13 protein-coding genes and 2 tRNA genes are annotated in these 18,247 nt (G+C 68.2%); 6 read left to right on the top strand and 9 right to left on the bottom strand.

Features of this window, described 5'->3' with window-relative positions:
• Positions 1 to 207: 207 nt before the first annotated feature.
• Together IHV25_RS00590 and IHV25_RS00585 are read left to right on the top strand one after the other, a co-directional pair.
• Positions 208 to 1,506: a hypothetical protein gene (locus IHV25_RS00590; RefSeq protein ID WP_192533035.1), complete on the top strand. Its 1,299-nt coding sequence runs from the start codon at positions 208 to 210 to the stop codon at positions 1,504 to 1,506.
• 2 nt (positions 1,507 to 1,508) lie between these two features.
• Positions 1,509 to 2,264, top strand: coding sequence for a transglycosylase domain-containing protein (locus IHV25_RS00585; protein ID WP_192533034.1), 756 nt, complete (start codon positions 1,509 to 1,511; stop codon positions 2,262 to 2,264).
• Positions 2,265 to 2,331: 67 nt separating this feature from the next.
• Here the strand turns inward: IHV25_RS00585 and IHV25_RS00580 are convergent, their stop codons facing one another.
• The 4 genes from IHV25_RS00580 to IHV25_RS00565 all read right to left on the bottom strand — a co-directional run bounded on the left by IHV25_RS00580 (position 2,332) and on the right by IHV25_RS00565 (position 6,018).
• Positions 2,332 to 3,078 (bottom strand): DUF924 family protein, encoded by a 747-nt coding sequence (locus IHV25_RS00580; protein WP_192533033.1) that lies wholly within the window; start codon positions 3,076 to 3,078, stop codon positions 2,332 to 2,334.
• Positions 3,062 to 3,544 carry a RidA family protein gene (locus tag IHV25_RS00575; RefSeq protein ID WP_192533032.1) on the bottom strand — a complete coding sequence of 161 codons (483 nt, stop codon included), beginning with the start codon at positions 3,542 to 3,544 and terminating at the stop codon, positions 3,062 to 3,064. Before IHV25_RS00575 ends, IHV25_RS00580 begins: the two co-directional genes overlap by 17 nt.
• A gap of 268 nt (positions 3,545 to 3,812) precedes the next feature.
• Positions 3,813 to 5,306 (bottom strand): TolC family outer membrane protein, encoded by a 1,494-nt coding sequence (locus IHV25_RS00570; RefSeq protein WP_242018719.1) that lies wholly within the window; start codon positions 5,304 to 5,306, stop codon positions 3,813 to 3,815.
• 61 nt (positions 5,307 to 5,367) lie between these two features.
• Positions 5,368 to 6,018 (bottom strand): protein-L-isoaspartate O-methyltransferase family protein, encoded by a 651-nt coding sequence (locus IHV25_RS00565; protein WP_192533031.1) that lies wholly within the window; start codon positions 6,016 to 6,018, stop codon positions 5,368 to 5,370.
• Positions 6,019 to 6,372: 354 nt separating this feature from the next.
• On the opposite strand from IHV25_RS00565, the gene IHV25_RS00560 reads away from it, so the two are divergent.
• A tRNA-Cys gene (locus IHV25_RS00560) sits at positions 6,373 to 6,446 on the top strand.
• Positions 6,447 to 6,470: 24 nt separating this feature from the next.
• A tRNA-Asn gene (locus IHV25_RS00555) sits at positions 6,471 to 6,545 on the top strand.
• A 489-nt stretch (positions 6,546 to 7,034) separates the two neighbouring features.
• On the opposite strand, the gene IHV25_RS10590 is transcribed toward IHV25_RS00555, so the two are convergent.
• The 3 genes from IHV25_RS10590 to rpsT form a co-directional block, all read right to left on the bottom strand.
• The gene (locus IHV25_RS10590) at positions 7,035 to 7,745 is read right to left on the bottom strand and encodes a protein phosphatase CheZ (protein ID WP_192533030.1); all 711 of its coding nucleotides are present in this window, start codon (positions 7,743 to 7,745) and stop codon (positions 7,035 to 7,037) included.
• Between the two features lie 482 nt (positions 7,746 to 8,227).
• Complete coding sequence (gene dnaA / locus IHV25_RS00545) at positions 8,228 to 9,652, bottom strand: chromosomal replication initiator protein DnaA (protein WP_192533029.1); 1,425 nt, start codon at positions 9,650 to 9,652, stop codon at positions 8,228 to 8,230.
• Positions 9,653 to 11,178: 1,526 nt separating this feature from the next.
• Positions 11,179 to 11,445, bottom strand: a complete 267-nt coding sequence (gene rpsT / locus IHV25_RS00540) for a 30S ribosomal protein S20 (RefSeq protein WP_192533028.1) — start codon at positions 11,443 to 11,445, stop codon at positions 11,179 to 11,181.
• Between the two features lie 241 nt (positions 11,446 to 11,686).
• Here rpsT and IHV25_RS00535 point away from each other — a divergent pair, with 241 nt between their 5' ends.
• Entirely contained in the window at positions 11,687 to 13,627 is a 1,941-nt protein-coding gene (locus IHV25_RS00535; RefSeq protein WP_192533027.1) for an ABC-F family ATP-binding cassette domain-containing protein, read from the top strand.
• 407 nt (positions 13,628 to 14,034) lie between these two features.
• Here the strand turns inward: IHV25_RS00535 and IHV25_RS00530 are convergent, their stop codons facing one another.
• Both IHV25_RS00530 and IHV25_RS00525 read right to left on the bottom strand, forming a co-directional pair.
• Positions 14,035 to 15,633 carry an alpha/beta fold hydrolase gene (locus tag IHV25_RS00530; RefSeq protein ID WP_192533026.1) on the bottom strand — a complete coding sequence of 533 codons (1,599 nt, stop codon included), beginning with the start codon at positions 15,631 to 15,633 and terminating at the stop codon, positions 14,035 to 14,037.
• Positions 15,634 to 15,797: 164 nt separating this feature from the next.
• Entirely contained in the window at positions 15,798 to 16,217 is a 420-nt protein-coding gene (locus tag IHV25_RS00525; protein ID WP_192533025.1) for a cysteine-rich small domain-containing protein, read from the bottom strand.
• A 922-nt stretch (positions 16,218 to 17,139) separates the two neighbouring features.
• Between IHV25_RS00525 and IHV25_RS00520 the strand changes: the two genes are divergently transcribed.
• The gene (locus IHV25_RS00520) at positions 17,140 to 18,201 is read left to right on the top strand and encodes an enoyl-CoA hydratase/isomerase family protein (RefSeq protein ID WP_192533024.1); all 1,062 of its coding nucleotides are present in this window, start codon (positions 17,140 to 17,142) and stop codon (positions 18,199 to 18,201) included.
• Positions 18,202 to 18,247: the final 46 nt, after the last annotated feature.

Here is an 18,247-nt window from a genome sequence, read left to right as displayed (position 1 = left end):
CCGTTTGAACATGGCCCGGTCGGGGAACAGACCCCGGCCGGGCGGATGCTGCCGCGTACCCGGTCCGGCTGCGTTGTCCCGTGTGCCTCGCACGTTGGGGGGGCGCATGTTCCGGGCACGGCACCGGACCCTGCCCGTCGCTTCCGAGCGCCCGGCGGTGGGGCCGGAGGTGTTTTCGTTCCTGTGACTCTGATCCGGGGAGGCCGAATGCCTGACGATCCGATCCCGCTGACGGGCCGCGACGCCATCAAGCTCAAGGAGCGGATGGCGCAGGGCCTGACGATCCTTCTGGATCTTCTGGAGGCGGATGACCACGGGGCCCAGGCCCGCCGCATGGCCCCCTACGCCACGCTCGGCACGCTGATGACCGAGGCCCCGGAAGCGGTCCAGCCCCTTCTGGATCTGGCCTGGGAGCTTCGGGAGGCGGATCGGCTCAGCCCCCTGTTCCGGCTGGACGAGGGGGAGCCCGCTGTTGTCCAGGGCACGCACCAGTCCATCAAGCCCTGCGACCGGTCCTTTGACGAGGTCGTGGTGTTCGCCCTGCGGGAAACCGCCCGCGCGTTCTTCGAGCGCGCCGGCAACGACTGGGCCATTGAGCAGGCGGAAACCGCCCGCGCCCGCTGGAGAGCCCAGGAGCGCGCCCGGGGCGCTGCTCCCCTGGCCCGGCTGGTGCGGCTGTTCCGGCGCACTCCCGAGCCGGTGTTCGATCCGGCCGATTTCCGCGACCAGGCCCCCCAGAACGGCCTTTACGAGGCGCTGGAGCCGTTCCTCGAGGATCCCGGCCAGTTTGCGCTGGTGCGGGCGTATTCGGGCCTGACCCGCAGCAAGGTGGCGGCCCTGGGCGACATGCTCCGGGATGTGCGCGATCCGGGGGCCCTCCAGCTTGTGGCCAGCATGACCGGCGAGGATCTTCCGTTTCTCCAGAACTGCGCCCGGGTCTGTGCCACGAGCCATCTTGCGGCCGAGGCCCGGGGGGGCGCCCCCGCTCCGGAAGGAAGCGTGGAGGATCTGACCGCGCGGCTCTTCGCCGACCTTCTGGGGCAGCATCCGGACCTAGCCCGGAGCTTCTTGGGTGCGGGCAAACCCATCGAGGCCTCGATCCGGGTCTATGCGCCCCTGTTTGGCACCGGGACCTGGGCCGTGATGGCGGATCCGGAGGCCTCGCGCAACGCCGTGAACGTGCCTGACCCGATCCAGCCGCTGCTGGGGCCCCTGTGCCAGTATGTGTCGCCCGAGGTCTCGCGCGCCTGGCAGCAGATGAGCACCATCGAGATCATCCACGACCTTCTGGAGCTCGCCCTGAAGGAGTTCCCCAGGGACGAGCTCATCGGATACCTGTCTGATCCGGAGAGGGTTCCGGTCTGGGCCAGCCTCCCGCGGCGCTTCAACAACCAGTTCAACTACAAGCGCAACGCCCCGCCCGCGAACTCCACCCGGAACTTCGAGGATCTGAAGGTGGTCGCGTCCGGGATCTTCGAGTCCCTGAGGCAGGGGAAGGTTCTCTAGCCATGGGATGGACGCCGCCCGATCCCTCGGCCCTGTGGAAGCGGGTCAAGCCCGTTGTGCGCAGGTTTCTGATCCGGGTGGCGCTGGCCCTGTTCCTGTTCTGGCCCCTGGGAATGCTGTTTGTCGGCGGCGCCTGGCGGATCCCCACCACCCCGGAGATCGCCTTCAGCGCCCTGTTCGACCGGGAGCATTCGGGCCCCGTGTGGCTGGACCGCATGGTCCTGTCCAACAGTCTGCGCCGGGCCGTGGTGGCCAACGAGGATCCGGGGTTCTGCGAGCACATGGGCTTCTATCGCTACGATCCGGCCCGGGTCTGGAGCGACTTCTGGACCGGGCGCCCCATCGTGGACGAGACCGGCAGCCCCTGGTACGAGGTCAACCGCACCCTGTCGCGCAACGCGGCCCGTCAGATCCTGCTGTGGGGCGGTCCCGGGGATCCGCTGCGGGCGGTGCTGAATGTCTGGTACACGATCCTCATGGAAATGACCTGGAGCAAGGACCGCATCGTCAACACCTACGTGAACACCGTGGAGTGGGCCCCCGGGGTCTTCGGGGCCGAGGCCGCCGCCCGGTTCTACTACAGGATGCCCGCAAGCGAGCTGGACCGGGCGCAGGCCGCGCGCCTGGCCTGCCTGCTGACCCTGCGCCGGGACAAGATTGCGGTGTCCGGCCCCGACGATGTCCCCGAGCGCCTGGTTGTCGATGTGCTCGAGGGGATGAAGAACGTGCGAATCCGCAACAGCCGCATCTGTCCCTGATCACGCCCCGCCGCTCCGCCCGGAGGAGCGCCGGGCAGGGGACGGGACGACGGTTATGGGTAAGCGTTTATGGACCGGCAGCGTCCGGGTGGTCCTGGCGGGCCGCGAGCGCTGCAAGCCGGTGCTCGGCCCGGCGGATCCAGAAGGGGCTGCCCAGGGTTTCGTAAAGGGCCAGGGCGCGCTCCGCGTCCACCTCCCGGGGGGACTCCAGAAGCGGGGTCCAGGAGACCGCCCGCTCCAGCGGCGACAGGAGGCGGTCCGCCCCCGAGCGCACCAGGTCGAGGGCAAGGCCACAGGCTTTTGCGTTCCCGGCGCCCGCGCGGTCCGAGCCCCGCCACAGACGCAGGGGAAGGGAGTGCAGGAGGATGATTCCGCCCAGAGCCTCGCGGGGATCGCTGAACCGGTCGTCAAACTCGCCCCGACGGGCCCGGCCGACGTCCGTGGAGAACAGGGCAATCAGGGCCGCATCCAGGGAATCGGCAGGCTCGAACCACCAGCGGCGGGGCTTTTCCCACTCGCTTTCGTTGGGGTGCCTGGCATCGGGGTCCGGGGCGCCGTGGTCGGAGCCATCACGTCCGCCAGTCCCATCGGCCCCTTCGGACCGGAGCGGTCCGCCGGTCCGCTCAGGGGCGCCCGCGCACGGGGTGTCCGTCGGCGCGTCCGGCCATGCGAACCAGAAGTCCAGGGCCCTGCGCGGGCCATCCGCCGCGTCCGCCGGTTCGTTCAGGAGAGCCCGTACGGCCCCGAGCGGCCAGCCCTCCAGCAGCGCCGATCCGGTGCCGCGGGGGGCGTGCCGGTCAGTCGTGGAGGACAATCTGGGCCTCCAGCTCCACCGGGACGCCCAGGGGGAGGCTGGACACGCCGACCGCGGTGCGGGCGTGACGCCCGATCGCCCCGAAGACTGCCACAACAAGGTCAGAGGCGCCGTTGATGACTTTGGGGTGGTCCGTGAAGTCGGGCCCCGAGGCCACAAAGCCCCCCAGGCGGACCACGGCCCGGACCCGGGACAGGCCGGCGGGTCCGCAGGCGTTGCGGATCTGGGCGATCAGGTTAATGGCGCACAGGCGTGCGGCCTCGGCGCCCTCGTCAACCGAGACCCCGTCCCCGACCCGGCCCAGGAAAACGGGGCGGCCGTCTTTTACGGGAAGCTGTCCGGAAAAGGTTACGAGAAACCCGGTTTGCACCCAGGGGACATAGTTGGCCACGGGGGCGGCGGCTTCGGGGAGTTCGATCCCCAGAGCCCGCAGGCGGTCCTCGGGGGTGGTGGTGTCCTGTGTCATGGCGGGGGTTCCCTGGAGACGGGTGGCGCCCGGAGCATCCGGGCTGTCGGGAAGCGGCGTGTGCCCGGGGTCGGGAGACGTGTCATGGGGTCTGGCGACGTGTCATGGCGTCTGGTGACGGGGCAGGCCGCGGGATTCGGGCGAAATCACAGTGGGGGGCGGGGCCGGGCGTGGGGGCCCGGTACGGCAAGGGCCCCGCAAGTCCGGGGCCCTTCAGGGTAATGCTCTGGCCGCGCGGGGTGCCGTGGGGCAGCGCGCCTGCGCGGGATCAGTCGGCGACGGGCCGTTCCGGCTGGCGGACATCCCGCAGGCCGGTGGCCTGGCTGACGTCCTCCACGATATCCCGGTTCACCCCAAGCTCTGCATCCGCGTTGGCATCCGTATCCGAGCCGAACCACTGATAGCGAACCGAGCGGTAGTGGGCGTCCGGATCGTTGATCGGGGTGTTCAGGCGGAGGTTCTCCGCCGTCATGCCGCCGATGGCCGTCAGGACCTGGTAGGAGTAGATGGCGCGATCCGTCTGGGCCTGCACCAGGTTCACCCGGGCCAGCAGGAGTTCCTGCTCGGCGTCCAGGACGTCCAGAACCGTGCGCGAGCCCACCTCGTTTTCCCGCCGGACCCCGTCCAGGGCAATGGTTGCTGCGCGGATCTGGCTCTCGTAGGCCGTCACCTGGGCGATGGCGCTGCGGTAGCTCTCCCAGGACTGGCTGAGCTGCTCGACGGTGGCGTCACGGCTTTCGTCCACCAGAAGGCGCTTCTGCCCGGCCACGTGCTTGGCCTGGCGGATCTGGGAGTAGACGAGGCCGCTCTGATAGAGGGGGATCGTCACATTCAGGCCGGCGCGAAAGGCCGAGGAATCGATGTCCCGGGAGCTGATCTCGTGACCGATGTTGTAGCTGACCTCGGCCCAGATGGTGGGCAGGAGGCGGCCCTGCTGGTCACGGATGTCCGCGCGCGAGCCCTGCCACAGGTGCTCGGCCGCGATGACGGCCGGGTTCGAGCGCCGCGCGATCTCGAGGGCGTCCTCCATGCTCAGGGGCAGGTTCTGGTACGGCGAGGGCGTGACCAGGTTGCGCGGCGGATGGCCGACAATCTTCTCATAGGTCGCCTCCGAGCCCATGAGCACGCCTTCCGACGCGATCCGGGTGGCGGTGGCGGCCGCCAGGCGGGATTCGGCCTGGGAGACGTCCGTGCGGGTCAGCTCACCCACGTTGAACCGGTCCCGGACGGCCTGAAGCTGCCGCTGGAGGACTTCCTCGTTGTTGCGGTTCAGCTCCACCACGGCCTGGTCGCGCAGGACCACAAGGTAGATCTGGGCCGCCGAGAAGAGGGTGTTCTGCTCGACCGCGGTCAGGCTGGCCCGCTCGGCCTTGACCGTCTCCTCCGCACTCTCGGTCTGGGCCAGGGTGCGCAGGCCGCGGAAGATGTTCTGCTGGAGGCTGACCCCCACCTGGGAGGGCTTGGTCGTGGTGGAGGGCCCGGGGCTCAGGTTCTGCCGCTGGTGGTAGGCCGAGCCCTGAACGGTCACGGACGGCCGCCAGTTGGACAGGGCCTGGGGCACCAGCTCGTCCACCGAGCGCCCGTAGGCGCGCCGCGCCTGAAGCGTGGGGTTGGTGGTGTAGGCCGAAACAAGGGCTTCCTCGAACGTCTCAGCCTGCGCCGGAGCCGGTACCATCAGGGCGCCAAAAAGCGCCAGCGCGGTCGTGAGGGATCCGGCGCGGGTGTTTCTCTTTTCAACGTCACGTCGCAGGGTGTTCGTCAAGGACGGGGCCTCCAGGAACGGGGGTCGGGGCACGGCCGGTGGCCGGTGACCGGTCTGTGTCTTAAAGGGCGTCTGCTGGCGCCCGCTCGAAACCCGGGAGATCCGGCGGCTGGGTGTCAAAGACCATCTCGTGGCCGAACCCGGTGCCGAATCGTCTGACAACCACAATGCGCGCAAGACCGTCCACGCGCAAGCCCATGACAAGGCGGCCGGTGTCGGTCAGCTGGTGGCAGAGCTCCTCGGGGATGGCCTCCAGGGTGCCATCAATGAAAATCAGGTCGAAAGGCGCCTGACGCGGGCAGCCCGTCGCATGGGGCGCGTTCAGGACCGCAACGTTGTCGACACCCCGGTGGGACAGGATGCTTTCTGCCCGGGCGGCCATCTCCGGGTCGGCCTCGATGGCCACCACCATGGACGCCATCCGGGCCAGGACCGCCGCGCTGTAGCCGGTCGCGCAGCCCACGTCCAGGACCAGGTCCGTCTCCCGGATCTCGGCCGCCTGGAGCATGCGCCCCAAAGTGACCGGAGCCATGAGGGTGCGTCCCCTCTCAAGGGGAACGTCGCAGTCGGCGTAGGCCAGAGCCTTCCGGGCCCCCGCGATGAAGTCCTCACGCGGGACTGTCCGCATGGCTTCAAGGACGAAGGAATCCGTCACGTTGTTGGGGGCAAGTTGCTTGGCAACCATGTTCCATCGCGCGTCTTCGGCGGTCATTGTGTCCTCGTTTCCATGGGGGAGCCGTTGCCGGGTCCAGGGCCGGCGGACACCCGGCCCAGGGCAGCTGTTCAGGTGCAGAGCCCACGGGGCGGAACCCCCGGGCGGGTGGACGCAAGGGTGCGTCGATGCTGTGAATTGTATAGAGCAAGGCCGAGCATCTGACAACGTTTGTCGGGTAAAAAAATCGGTGCAACGCTTTGGTTTCTGTGAACTCTGCGTATAGTAAACAAACTTTTTTTCATCTTGTGCGCAATCGGGGTTGACCGGGTCCGGAGAGCCGCGTATAAGGCGCCCATTCCCGCCGCTCACCGAGCGGCAGCCTGGAAACAAGGGCCGCAAGGCCTGCGTCAGGGCCGGATGGCAGAGTGGTGATGCAGCGGACTGCAAATCCGCGTACGTCGGTTCGATTCCGGCTCCGGCCTCCAGTAGGCTTGCGGATCTGTTGCTGATCCGGAGTAGCTCAGCGGTAGAGCAACCGGCTGTTAACCGGTTGGTCGGGGGTTCGAATCCCTCCTCCGGAGCCAACAGGACAACGCCCTGGACCCACGTGGTCCGGGGCGTTGTTCATTTCGGGCCGCTTTCTGCCCGGCAGCGTCGCGCTCATCCTCCATCCCCTTAAAAAAAACAGTCGCGTCTTCGTCCCCCCTCGTTTGTCGGGGACGTTTTGAGGGTGTCCTCCCGTGGTCCCGCACCGGGTGGGTCGTGGGCGATGGGCCACGGGCCAGGGTGACGTGCGGGGCAGGGGCCTCGTCCGGTACCCGGGAGCATGTGTCGGGGGAGGATCGCGTCTCAGGCAGCCCGGCAGCGGTGGGGGCGGGGCCAGGGGCAGCCTCCGCTTCAGAGCAGGGCGCGCGCCGGCAGACCCTCCGGCCCGCCGCAGGCAGACAGGGACCGGAAGCTCCCGGGTTCCCGGGGCCGCGCCGGCAGACCCTCAGACCCGCCTCAGGACGAGTTTTCGCCAGCCTGACCGTGGCTTCGGTGCCGCGCCGGCAGAATCGCAAGCGCCGCAGGGGTCAGCCGAACAGGGCGTCGATCTCGGCCTGGGAAATGGAGCGCTCCTTGTCCTGCGGGCCGTTGAGCAGGCGGCTCTCGTCGTTCTCGGGGACCGCGGCGGTCTGGGGCGCCGGCAGGGCGTCCTCTCCGAACAGGTCGACCATGGCGTGGATGTGCTCCTCCAGAAACCGCAGGGCACTGACCACCTTGTCAATGCGCTGCCCCGTCAGGTCCTGGAAGGTGCAGGCCTCCATGATCGCGATAACCAGGGATTCGGCCGCCGAGAAACCCGCGGGCCCCTGGGCCCCGGGCGCGGCCGCCTGACGTCCGGCCTGCTCGCGAAGGAGCCCCATGAGGATTTCCGAGGCACCGAGAATCGTGCCGGTGGCGTCCTCGGTCGTCGAGACCACGGCCCGCAACTCGTTGCCCGCCACCGTGAGTCGGTCCCCCTCCTCGTTTCGCGAGATGAGAAGGGCGAGCTCATGAAGGATGATGTCGATCTCGGCCTGCCGGGACGCCCGCTCGGCCTTGAGGGCATCCCGCTCCGTCTTCAGGGCATCGCGTTCAGCGGCCAGAGCATCGCGCTCCGCCCTGAGTGCATCCCGCTCCGCCTTCAGGGCGTCCCGCTCGGCCCGGAGGGCGTCGCGCTCCGCTGTCAGGGAGTCCGGGTTGGCCGTCAGGGGGGTGCACCCTGCGGGCGCCTCGCCCCAGGCCGATGTCGGTCCGGCCACGGCGGGAGCACCGCATCCGGAGCCCGGGCGGGCCGGGCCCGCGTCACCGGGCGCCAGGTGTTGTGGCGGGACGGGACGGGAGAGGGAGCGAAAGCGGGAGGCCGGCGGGGAAGGGGAGGGCGCGGGGGCGGATTCGTGTCCGCTCCGGGAGCCGGGGTCCGGTTGCCCGGCCGGGTTCTCCGGCATCCGGACCTGCTGCCGGGTCCGGTGCAGCGCCCGCGAGAGGGTCCGGACCTCGCCCCGCAGGCACTCCACCGCCCACAGAAGGTCGCTCAGGGCGCCGGAGGGAACGGGAGGCGTGCCCGCGTGGGCAGCGCGAGCCGGGTGAAACGCTGTGCGTTCCACGGTCCTTGCGGTGCTTTTCTCCCGAAACCGCATGGGCTTGTGTCCTTTCCCCTGGTGCCGTCGGACAGTTTGCCCCGGGGGCGGCGTGGCAGCCGGCCGGGGCACGTCCTAACAGGATAGGGAAGGCGGATGCTTTATCAAGTCTCGAGAACGCGGCGCAGGAAATCCACGTCGTCGGCGAACTCCCGGTCCTCGTTCATCAGGGCCTGGACCTTGCGCAGGGCATAGAGCACGGTGGTGTGGTCGCGTCCGCCGAAGGCCTGGCCGATGGCCGGAAGGGACAGGCGGGTCAGGTTCTTGGCCAGATACATGGCCACCTGACGGGGACGGGCCACCGCCTGGGCACGGCGCGCCGACTGCATTTCCTGCACCCGGATCTGGTAGTGGTCGGCGACCTTCTTCTGGATCTCCGCAACCGAGATGCTCTTTTCCGGGACGCGGATGTGCTTGCGCAGAACCTCCTGGGCCAGGTCCAGGGTCAGGGGGCGCTTCAGCATCTCGAACTGGGTGACCACCTGGATCAGGGCACCGGTGAGCTCGCGTCCGTTGGGGGGGACGACCTCGGCCATGTACTCGAGCACGTTCCGGGGCACCTCCGCTCCCAGTTCCCGGGCGCGGGACTCGAGAATGGCCAGGCGCAGCTCGTAGGGGCACTTGTGGACGTCCACCACCAGGCCGCTGGCAAGCCGGGAGCGCAGGCGGTCCCCGAGGTTCTCGATGTCCGTGGGCATGCGGTCGGCGGACAGCACAATCTGGCTGCCCTGCTCAACAAGGGCGTTGAAGGTGTGGAAGAACTCCACCTGCGTGCTTTCCTTGCCCGCAATGAACTGGATGTCGTCCACGATCAGCACGTCCACGCTGCGGTAGATTTCCTTGAAGCCAAGGGTCTCCTTGTCACGGATGGCCTTCACGAACCGGTAGATGAACTGCTCCGCCGAAAGGGTCAGGACTTTCCGGAAGGGTTGGCGCTCGCGGATGCGCCGGGCGATGGCGTGCAGCAGGTGGGTCTTGCCCAGCCCGGATTCCCCGTACAGGAACAGGGGGTTGAAGGGCACAGGTCCGCCCTCCGCAACCCGGACGCAGGCGTGGTAGGCCAGCTCGTTCGAGGGCCCCACGACGAAGTTCTCGAAGGTGAACCGGGGGTCCAGGGGCGTGGAATGGGTCAGGTCATCCGAGCCGCCCTCCGGAGCGGCCGGCCGGGGAGGCTCGGCGGTGTCGGAGCCGGGGGTCGCGTAAAGGGGGCTTGCCGCCAGAGGCGAGGGAGCGCGGCCCGCTGCCTTGGTCCGGGTTTTCGTGCCCGGCTGGAGAACAATGAACTCCACGGACTTCACGCCCGGGTTCTCCTGCTGGAAAAGGGTCCGGATCCGGGAGCCATAATGGTTCTGGACCCAGTCCCGGACAAAGACCGTCGGCACAGCAATGCTGACCGTGGTGTCGTCCATTCCCTGGAGAGTCATCTGCCCAACCCAGCGGTTGAACTCGTTCGGACCGTATTCCTTTCGCAGCTTGCCACGAACGCGCATCCAGTGATCCGAGGCGTCCGCTCTTTTCAATTCCGACATAGCCCTGACCTTTTTTTGCCTGACCGCCCGGTGAGGGGGCCTGTTCACAAGGAACAAAATTCCGATGTCTGGAAACAGAAAATTTCCAGAGTTACAAAGAAGTGCAGACTGGACCGTCCGTTTCACCCGCTGAAACGTTCGAGCCCGGCGTGTCGGGCGATTCAACGCTCGCCCGTAAAATACATTGGAAAGTGTTTCCGGCCGTTTGCTCCGGGCATCCCCGTCAGCAATCATTGGAAAGTTAAGTGAGGGTAAACATGCCGCCCCCCGGACTCAACCACCATGATGGCGAAAGGCGTTTTTTTGATCGTTGACACTAGATGTTGTTGACCCGCCGTTGGGGCTGCCTGGGCGAATCGGAAGTCATTATGGCGAAAAAACGGCGCTACGTAGACTTAAAATAATCATTGGGAATCAGTGCCCGAGTCGACCCGCAGAACGCCGTCACACCGCCTCCGGACTCGATTCGGACCCCGTTCGGGACTCGCCTGGCGATTCGGATGGGACTCGGGAGTGGATTCGGAGCCGCCGGGACTGATTTTCGGGGGGCGATCGGGGCAATCGTGACGCCGCAAACGGGGCGCCCGGGTCCGGGACCGGCATCCGGACGGACCCGGTGACGCGCACCCGTAACAGACGAGTGCCGGGCGGGCGGTCCCGAGCCCCGAGCTCCCACCAAACGTGAGTGCAGCGTGTCCGGATCCGGCGCCGCCGTTCCGGGCGCCGGTCGGGCCGGGCCGCCACCGCCGGTCCGGGGTGCAGCGCGCTGGAGGCCGGCCGGGGGCACAGGGCATGGGGGACTATAATAGGTGTCATGGTCGCCCTGCCGGTTTTGGGGCTGGATGAAAAAGGTGTCCGCACCGGGCTCCAGCGAGGCGGGGCGTGGCTTTTTTCGGGGGCGGTCCATGGTCTGGCGGGATGTGTATGGGGTGCGGTGCCGGTGCCCGGCCGTTCAGGCCGGTCTTCCGGGCGCGCGCTCCGGAGGGATGCCCCATGGAGCCGTTCCGTGCGCCCGCGTCGTGGCGGACCAATTTCCGGGCGGACGCAGGGCTGGGGCCCCCGGGGGCGGGTGTCCGGGGCGCGGTGGGACCGCTCCCCGCGCGGGGTCCATTTCACACTCCCGGTGCGCGTAATGAACGAACAGTGCTCCCGGTGTCCGGTGGGGGCCCGGGCTGCCCATCGCGGCGAAGCGCGTGTGTTTCATCGCGGCGAAGCGCGTGTTTTCATCGCAGCGGAGCGGGTGTTTTCATCGCAGCGGAGCGGGTGTTTTCATCGCGGCGGGCGCCCGGGTCCAACAGGGGCCGCCGGCCCCGGATCTGCGGCGCCAATGGGACGCCTTTTGGGGCCGTGGCCCCCTGGATCTGTGGTGCCGCCCGGGTGTCCGCCACGCCTCCAGGGGCCTGTTGAGTCGCCTCTGGCGCCAAAATTCCCGCTCTGCGGGCAACAAAAAACCCCGCCGGAGCGGGGGTTTTTACGGTGGTTCCTCAGGGCGTCAGAAACGGCCTCGGCCGGACGCCGGGTCTGTCTCAGACACCAAGAGCCTTGATACGCGCCGACAGGCGGGACAGCTTGCGCGCGATGGTCTTCTTGTGGAAGACGCCCTTGGTCACGCCGCGGTGCATTTCCGGCATGGCCACCTGGAACGCTTCCTGAGCCGAGGACTTGTCACCGGTGGTGATGGCGGCCTCGACCTTCTTGATGAAGGTGCGGATACGGCTGACGCGGGCATGGTTGGTTTTTGCGCGGACTGCGTTGCGTCGAATACGCTTTTCCGCCGACTTGTGGTTGGCCATTCCAAGCTCCGAAACTTGATGAGGACAGACAGAACAGAGCGTCCCCGGACCGTACTCCCCGATCCAGGGCGCTTTCGTGAGGGCGCTTATAGCGTTTTGACATCGTGTCGTCAACCGGTACCTGCGGTTTTTTGCCGACTTTCTCTGGCCCGGGCGGCCGCCCTGTGGCACAACAGGCCCGTCTGTCCGCCTGCGCCCGGCGAGGGCACGGGCGCGCGTTTCCTGAAGTTTCGGGGCCTGAATGATTCATATCAATGACCTTGTTTGCCGGATGGGGGCCCGCACCCTTCTGGAGGGCGCGAGCGCCCACATTCCCCAGGGCCAGCGCGTTGGTCTTGTGGGGCGCAACGGCACGGGCAAGACGACCCTGTTTCGGATTCTGATGGGGGACCGCCAGCCCGACGGCGGGTCTGTGACGATCCGGCCCCGGGCCTCCATCACCGAGGTGGCCCAGGAGGCCCCCGACGGGGACACCCCTGTCCTGGAGTGTGTCCTGGAGGCCGACCGGGAGCGCACCGATCTCCTGCGGGAACTGGAGGGCGAGCCGTCGGCGGCCCGGCTTGCGTTCATCCACGAGCGCCTGGCCGTGATCGAGGCCCACAGCGCCCCCGCCCGGGCGGCCACGATTCTCTGTGGTCTGGGCTTTCCCCCGGCGACCCATGACCGGCCCGTGGGCACGTTCTCCGGCGGCTGGCGCATGCGCGTGGCCCTGGCGCGGGCCCTGTTCGTGCGCGCCGACATCCTTCTTCTGGACGAGCCCACCAACCACCTGGACCTGGAGGCCACCCTCTGGCTCGAATCGTTTCTGGCCAGCTGCCCCGGCACGGTTCTGGTCATCAGCCACGACCGGGAGCTTCTGAACCGGGCGGTCAACCGCATCTTGCATCTGGAGAACGGACGCCTGGTCTCCTACGCCGGGAACTTCGACCGCTTTGAGCGCACCCGCGCCGAGCGGCAGGACCACCAGGCCCGGGCCATTGCCAAACAGGCCGAGGAACGGCGCCACCTCCAGGCCTTTGTGGACCGGTTCCGGGCCAAGGCCACCAAGGCCCGCCAGGCCCAGAGCCGCCTGCGCCGGATCGAGAAGCTCCAGCCCATCGCCCCCGTGATCGATGACCGGGTGGTCCCCTTCGATTTCCCCGATCCCGACATCCTGCCGCCGCCCCTGGTGCTGCTGGAGGATGCGGTCGCGGGCTACGACGGGGTGCCGGTCCTGAAGGGGCTGAACCTGCGCATCGACATGGACGACCGCATTGCCCTTCTGGGGGCCAACGGAAACGGAAAGTCCACGCTGGCCAAGATCCTCTCGGGGCGCCTGAAGCCCATGGAGGGGAGCATGCGGGTTCCCGGAAAGCTCCGGGTCGGCTATTTCGCCCAGCACCAGCAAGACGAGCTGCGGGAGGGGGAGAGCCCGCTCCAGCACGGGCTGCGCCTGATGGGCGACCTGGCCGAGGTCCGGGTGCGTGCCCACCTGGCCCGGTTCGGCTTTGATGCGGACCGGGTCCGCACGCCGGTGGGGAACCTGTCCGGCGGCGAGAAGGCCCGGCTGCTGATTGCGCTGGCCACCCGCGATGCCCCGCACATCCTGGTGCTGGACGAGCCCACCAACCACCTGGACATCGACGCCCGCGAATCCCTCATGCGGGCGCTGAACGCCTTTAGGGGCGCGGTGGTTCTGGTCTCCCACGATCCGCGCCTTGTGGATATGGTGGCCGACCGGCTGTGGCTGGTGGACGGGGGCCGGGTGTCCCCGTTCGACGGCGATATGGACGACTACCGCCGCCTGCTTCTGGACCGGGCGCGGGCCGCCCGCCGGGAGGAGGCCTCGGAGTCGCGGGAGCGGGCGGAGGCGCGGGCCTCCGGGGGCGTTTCGGGTGGCAATTCGGGGGATGCGCGGGCCCGGCGCCGGGCCGCGGCCGAGGAGCGCACCCGCCTTGCGCCCCTTCGCAAGAAGGTCGAGGAGGCCGAGAAGCGTGTGGCCGGGTTCGAGCGCGAGAAGGCGGCCCTCGAGGCGGCTCTCGCGGATCCGGCCCTGTACGAGGGGCCGTCGGATCGGGCCCAGGAGCTGCAGAAGGCTCTGGGCGAGGTGGCCCGGTCCCTGGCCGCCGCCGAGGATGCCTGGGTTCAGGCCAGCGAGGCGCTGGAGGAGGCCGCAGCCGGGTCGGAGTCGGACGGGGCCTGAGCGCCTCCGGTTCTCCCTGCCACGACCCCGAGCCCGGCCTCCACCGGAACCGCGGTGCCGTTCACGTAAGCGCGATGCCGTGGACGGCGGCCTGATGTCCTGCGCCGAACCGTGAGGCGGTTCACCCCACCGGAATGCTGTGTGCGAAAATGCGGTGCTGTGTGCTCCCGGTTCTTCACGGCTGTCTCCGGCTGTCCCCAAACTCCGCCGCGCGATCTCCGATACCAGGTCCGGACCCGATTCGGGCCCCCGGGTTCCTCGGGCGCTCAAGGTCTCTGTGCCCCGCTGTGGCCTGGCCGCTTCCGGGCGAGTCCCGGGCCCGCACGGTCCTGGCCCCCGGCTCGACCCGGGTGGGGTTGCCTCCGGGCCGGTCCCCCGACGTCTCCCCGGCGCGGGCCGGGCCTGCTCTACCCCGAGACGATGGGGAAGGCCGCCGCGATCAGGAAGGACAGGCCCAGGGCCTCGGCAATGGCTCCGGGGAGCACGTGTCCCGTCTGCCGCCAGGCCCACCAGGAGATCAGCATATAGATAAGGAGAAAGACCGCCAGCAGCGGCAGAAGGACGATCAGGAAGAACAGGGACTGGAAGTCCAGGGCAATGGCGGCCCCGAGGGACAGCAGGAACAACAGGCGGGTGACCGCCGCCGCACCAAGGGTTCCCGAGGGGGCGCGCACAAGGGTCTCGTCCGCCAGGATGAAGGGCAGCACCGCAAGGACGGCAAAGGCGGCCACGGGCAGCCGGGACGCGCCGGGGATCACCACCGTGATGAAATCGTTGGTGGGGAAGATGAATCCCAGGAAGGTGTAGGCCGTCACCAGAAGGGTCGAGAGGGCCAGGACCATCAGCGTTCGGGGGGCGGCGACGGGCCAGCTTCGCGGCGCCACCGGGGCCCCGCGTCCCAGCCGGCGCCACAGGGCCAGGCCCAGGGCTGTGAACAGGCCGTAAAGGGCGCAGTGCACCATCAGATAGTCGCCCACCAGGGTGGGCAGGAAATCCGTGGGCAGCATCCGTGCGACCGGCGGGGTCAGGACCGCCGGGACCAGGGCCAGCAGCAGGAAGGGCCCCCATTTCAGGGACGGCGGGCTCTTGCGCGGCGTCGCCCGGGGCAGGAACTGGAACAGGAACCAGCCCAGGAGCCCGGTTCCCGCAAGCAGGAGGGCGACCCAGGGCAGGACGGCGACGGCGGCGCCGGGTGTTCCGGGGCGCTCCAGCACGAAGTCCAGCCAGTCGGCGGCCTCGCGGGCGCCGCGGGTCGAGAACAGGATGCCCACGTGCTCCACCCCCGGGACCGTGTCCCAGCGCCGCAGGGTGTTGTCCTCCCGCTGGCCGTAGGTCACGCCCGGCTCGGGGCGGGGCAGGCCGGCCACCATGCCGACCGCCTTCATGGCCTCGCCTTTCAAGGTGCCCTGCTCCAGGGCTCCGACCAGAACAAGGAGGTTGTGCGGGATCTGCGCCGTGATCTCGGGAGAGTAGAGGGACAGGGCAATGGTGGCGCTGGTGTCCGGGTGCTCCACCGTGTGGCGGACCAGGATGTCCGTGGCCATGGAGTGGCCGAGAAGGGCCACCCTCTGCTCGCCGGGCACCAGGGCGCGGGCATAGTCCACCACCTGGTCCAGTTGGGCCAGAAGGTGGGCCGTCGCGCCCTCGGGCTTGTCCAGGTCTCCGGCCAGGGGCTCGGGATTGCTGCCGTGACCGAGGGAGTCGTAGGTGACAACCGTGTAGCCGTCCCGCGCAAGCGCCAGGGCATAGGTCTGCATCAGGGACCGGGAGCCCGCAAAGCCGTGGGAGACCACCACCGGCGGTCCCGGATTCGTGGCCGGCCGGAAAACCGTGACCGGTGTGGTGCCCGCCCGGTCCCGCTCGATCTGGATGTGGAGGAGGGGCGTCAGCAGCTGGACCAGGGCCACAACAATAAGGACCAGGGACACCGCAAGGGCCAGAAGGCGCACCGGGAGGGTCCGGTACAGGGGCAGCGGAGGGGCCGGAGGGCGCTTGCGCGGGGACATCGGTTTATCCGTAATCAAGGGGGGCTGCTCCGGTCAGGTAACGGATGGGGCGTGTGGGGCGGCAGTGTGCAGGCGGTGTGGCGGGCGCAGGCCGGAGGGCGGACACGCGCTCGGGTCGGGTCGCGCGCCGGGGAGCCGGACGGTGGACCCGGGCGGGCCGGGTCTCAGGACAGGAGGGGCTTCGGGGGCGTGTCTCCCGTGCTGCCGGAGGCGGCGTCACTCTCGGGGCTGCCGGAGGCGGTGTCATTTTCCGGGAGTCCCTCGCGGGCGGCGGCCTTGCGCTGTTCCGCCCGGGACGGCTTTCCGTCCCACAGGACCAGCTTCTGCATGCCGTGCTGGATGAACTTCCACGAGCCCTCGTAACCGTCGTGGGGGAGGGTGCAGGCGCTGCAGTCCTTCCGGGCCGTGCCATGCTTGTCTATAAATATTTTGTATGGACCGATGCACTGGTAGGCGTACAGGGGGCAGTAGCAGAACAGGCAGTTGAACTCGCGCCGCACGCCCGGGTGACAGGGCAGGTAGGGGCAGCGTTCGTTGGTCATGCCCTTGAAGCCGTTTGCAGGAAGAGTGCTTTCGGTGTTCATTTTTTCAGGCCCCTGTTCTGGACGGGTGAAACGGCCCCCTTGAAAAAAAGATCCCGGGGGACGGCTCCCCAAGGCGCTGTCGTTGAGGATAGCGGAACTTTAAAGAGGGTGCTAACGGCTTTTTTGTGGAGGGTGCCACCCAAACCCGCGGCCCGGCGCTGTTTGTCCCCGGGCGGGGGCGCCGGGGCATCAGTTGCCATGGCTGCCGGACCCTGTGGACACGAAATGGAAGCATTAAAGAATTAAAACCAATCTCTCGTTGCATTATATTTATTTGCATATCTGTTCTTAAGTTTTTCCGCAGGTCCAGTAAAACCGTCATTATAGTCTGCGTTTATAATGCATTATGAAAAACATTTATGGATAAATGCCTTGCAAGGGTGTTTTTGTTTGGCTATCGTCAGGATGTCTTCGGCGACACGCTGAAGATGGCTACAGGAACCGCTTGCCGTTCAGTACCCCATAAACATCAACCGGCGACAGAACCGGATAAGGGGGCAGGGAGGAACGGATTTTGTCGGAACCGGACTGTCGCCGCTCCTCCGGTCAGGGCACGGACCCGGGAGCGACTGGACAAGGGCCCAGAGCCCTCGTCCCTGACGACGTCCGTTTGTTTCGGCAAACCAACATCCGGGTGGTTCCTGTTGTCGGGGCAAGATAGGGGAAGCGCGTGTGGGGCTGCGCTTCCCCTCATTTTTGCGGAGACTGTCCCCGGGGGCCTGATCCCCGGGGGGCTCTCTGCCACCGCGCCGGGGCGCGGGTTGCCCGTGAGCCCTCCTCTTGATACGGTTTAGCCTTTCCCGGTTCGGAGTGTGACCGGCTTTCCCGCGGTTCGGGATGGCCGCGCCTGCGGTTCCGTTCCTTCCGTTTCGTCCCGCCGGAGCTGCCAGCCGGGCCGGCGGGCTCCAGCCAGAGTCCTGCCATGTCGGAAAATCCTGTTCTGTTCGAGTCGGCCAACGGCCTTGCCCACTTTGTCCTGAACCGCCCCGCAGCGCTGAATGCGCTGAACGCGCGGATGATATCGGATATCGCCCGAAATCTGAGCAACGCCATGGCGGATGCCTCGGTCCGGGCGGTTGTCCTGCGCTCCAGCTCTCCCCGGGCGTTCTGTGCCGGCGGAGATGTGCGCGCCCTTGTTCTTGACTGGCGCGAGGGTGTGGAAGACTGCGTGGACTATTTCGGGCAGGAATACACTCTTGATCACGAGTTTTACTCGACACCCAAGCCGGTCGTCTCCCTTCTGGATTCGATCACCATGGGCGGAGGCCTGGGGCTTGCCCGCGGCACCACCTTCCGGGTGGTCACCGAACGCACCCGCATGGCCATGCCCGAGACCCGGATCGGTTTCTTTCCCGACGTGGGCGCGACCCACTTCCTGTCCCGCCTGCCGGGGCATACCGGCCTCTATCTGGGCCTGACGGGCACCGAGGTCGGGCCGCGGGACGCGCTGTACTGCGGATTCGCCAACTATCAGGTGGCGTCGGACGACCTGCCCGCCCTGCTGGAGGCGCTGGACACCCTCGAGTGGACCGGAAATGCCCGGGCAGACCTGGTGCGCCTGCTGGAGGGCTTCCGCGTTCCCGAATCCTCCGAGCCTGCGCCGCTGGAACAGCTTTCCCCCGCCATCGAGGCCCACTTCTCGAAGGGCTCGGTCCTGGCGATCCGCGACTCCCTGCGGGACGTGACCTCGGGGCCGCTGGCGGACTGGGCCGGGGAGTGCCTCGAGCGCCTGGAGGCCTGCTCGCCGCTGGCCCTGGTGGTGACCCACGAGCTCTGGACCCGCGGGCGTGAGATGCCTCTCGCGGACTGCTTTGCGCTGGAGGAGTACCTGGCGCGCCAGTGGCTGGAGGGTGGCGAGATGGTAGAGGGGGTGCGGGCCCTGCTGATCGACAAGGATCGCACGCCGCGCTGGTCGCCCCCGACGCTGGAGGCCCTGGATCCGGCCCGCGTCGCCGCCTTCTTCGAGGGGTTCTCCGCAGGCTGAGGCCCACAGGCCCCGGCCGCCTTCGGGCCGGGTTCCCTCCCGTGAG

Source organism: Phaeovibrio sulfidiphilus (genome assembly GCF_014861485.1).
GTDB classification, from domain to species: domain Bacteria; phylum Pseudomonadota; class Alphaproteobacteria; order Rhodospirillales; family Rhodospirillaceae; genus Phaeovibrio; species Phaeovibrio sulfidiphilus.
Note: the sequence above shows the minus strand (reverse complement) of the source record. Positions and strands in the feature narration are given on the sequence as shown.

Coding starts and splice junctions, on each gene's coding strand:
- IHV25_RS00575 (WP_192533032.1), bottom strand. CDS start 3,544: ATGACACAGGACACCACCACCCCCGAGGACCGCCTGCGGGCTCTGGGG.
- dnaA (WP_192533029.1), bottom strand. CDS start 9,652: ATGTCGGAATTGAAAAGAGCGGACGCCTCGGATCACTGGATGCGCGTT.
- IHV25_RS00565 (WP_192533031.1), bottom strand. CDS start 6,018: ATGACCGCCGAAGACGCGCGATGGAACATGGTTGCCAAGCAACTTGCC.
- IHV25_RS00535 (WP_192533027.1), top strand. CDS start 11,687: ATGATTCATATCAATGACCTTGTTTGCCGGATGGGGGCCCGCACCCTT.
- rpsT (WP_192533028.1), bottom strand. CDS start 11,445: ATGGCCAACCACAAGTCGGCGGAAAAGCGTATTCGACGCAACGCAGTC.
- IHV25_RS00525 (WP_192533025.1), bottom strand. CDS start 16,217: ATGAACACCGAAAGCACTCTTCCTGCAAACGGCTTCAAGGGCATGACC.
- IHV25_RS00590 (WP_192533035.1), top strand. CDS start 208: ATGCCTGACGATCCGATCCCGCTGACGGGCCGCGACGCCATCAAGCTC.
- IHV25_RS00520 (WP_192533024.1), top strand. CDS start 17,140: ATGTCGGAAAATCCTGTTCTGTTCGAGTCGGCCAACGGCCTTGCCCAC.
- IHV25_RS00530 (WP_192533026.1), bottom strand. CDS start 15,633: ATGTCCCCGCGCAAGCGCCCTCCGGCCCCTCCGCTGCCCCTGTACCGG.
- IHV25_RS00585 (WP_192533034.1), top strand. CDS start 1,509: ATGGGATGGACGCCGCCCGATCCCTCGGCCCTGTGGAAGCGGGTCAAG.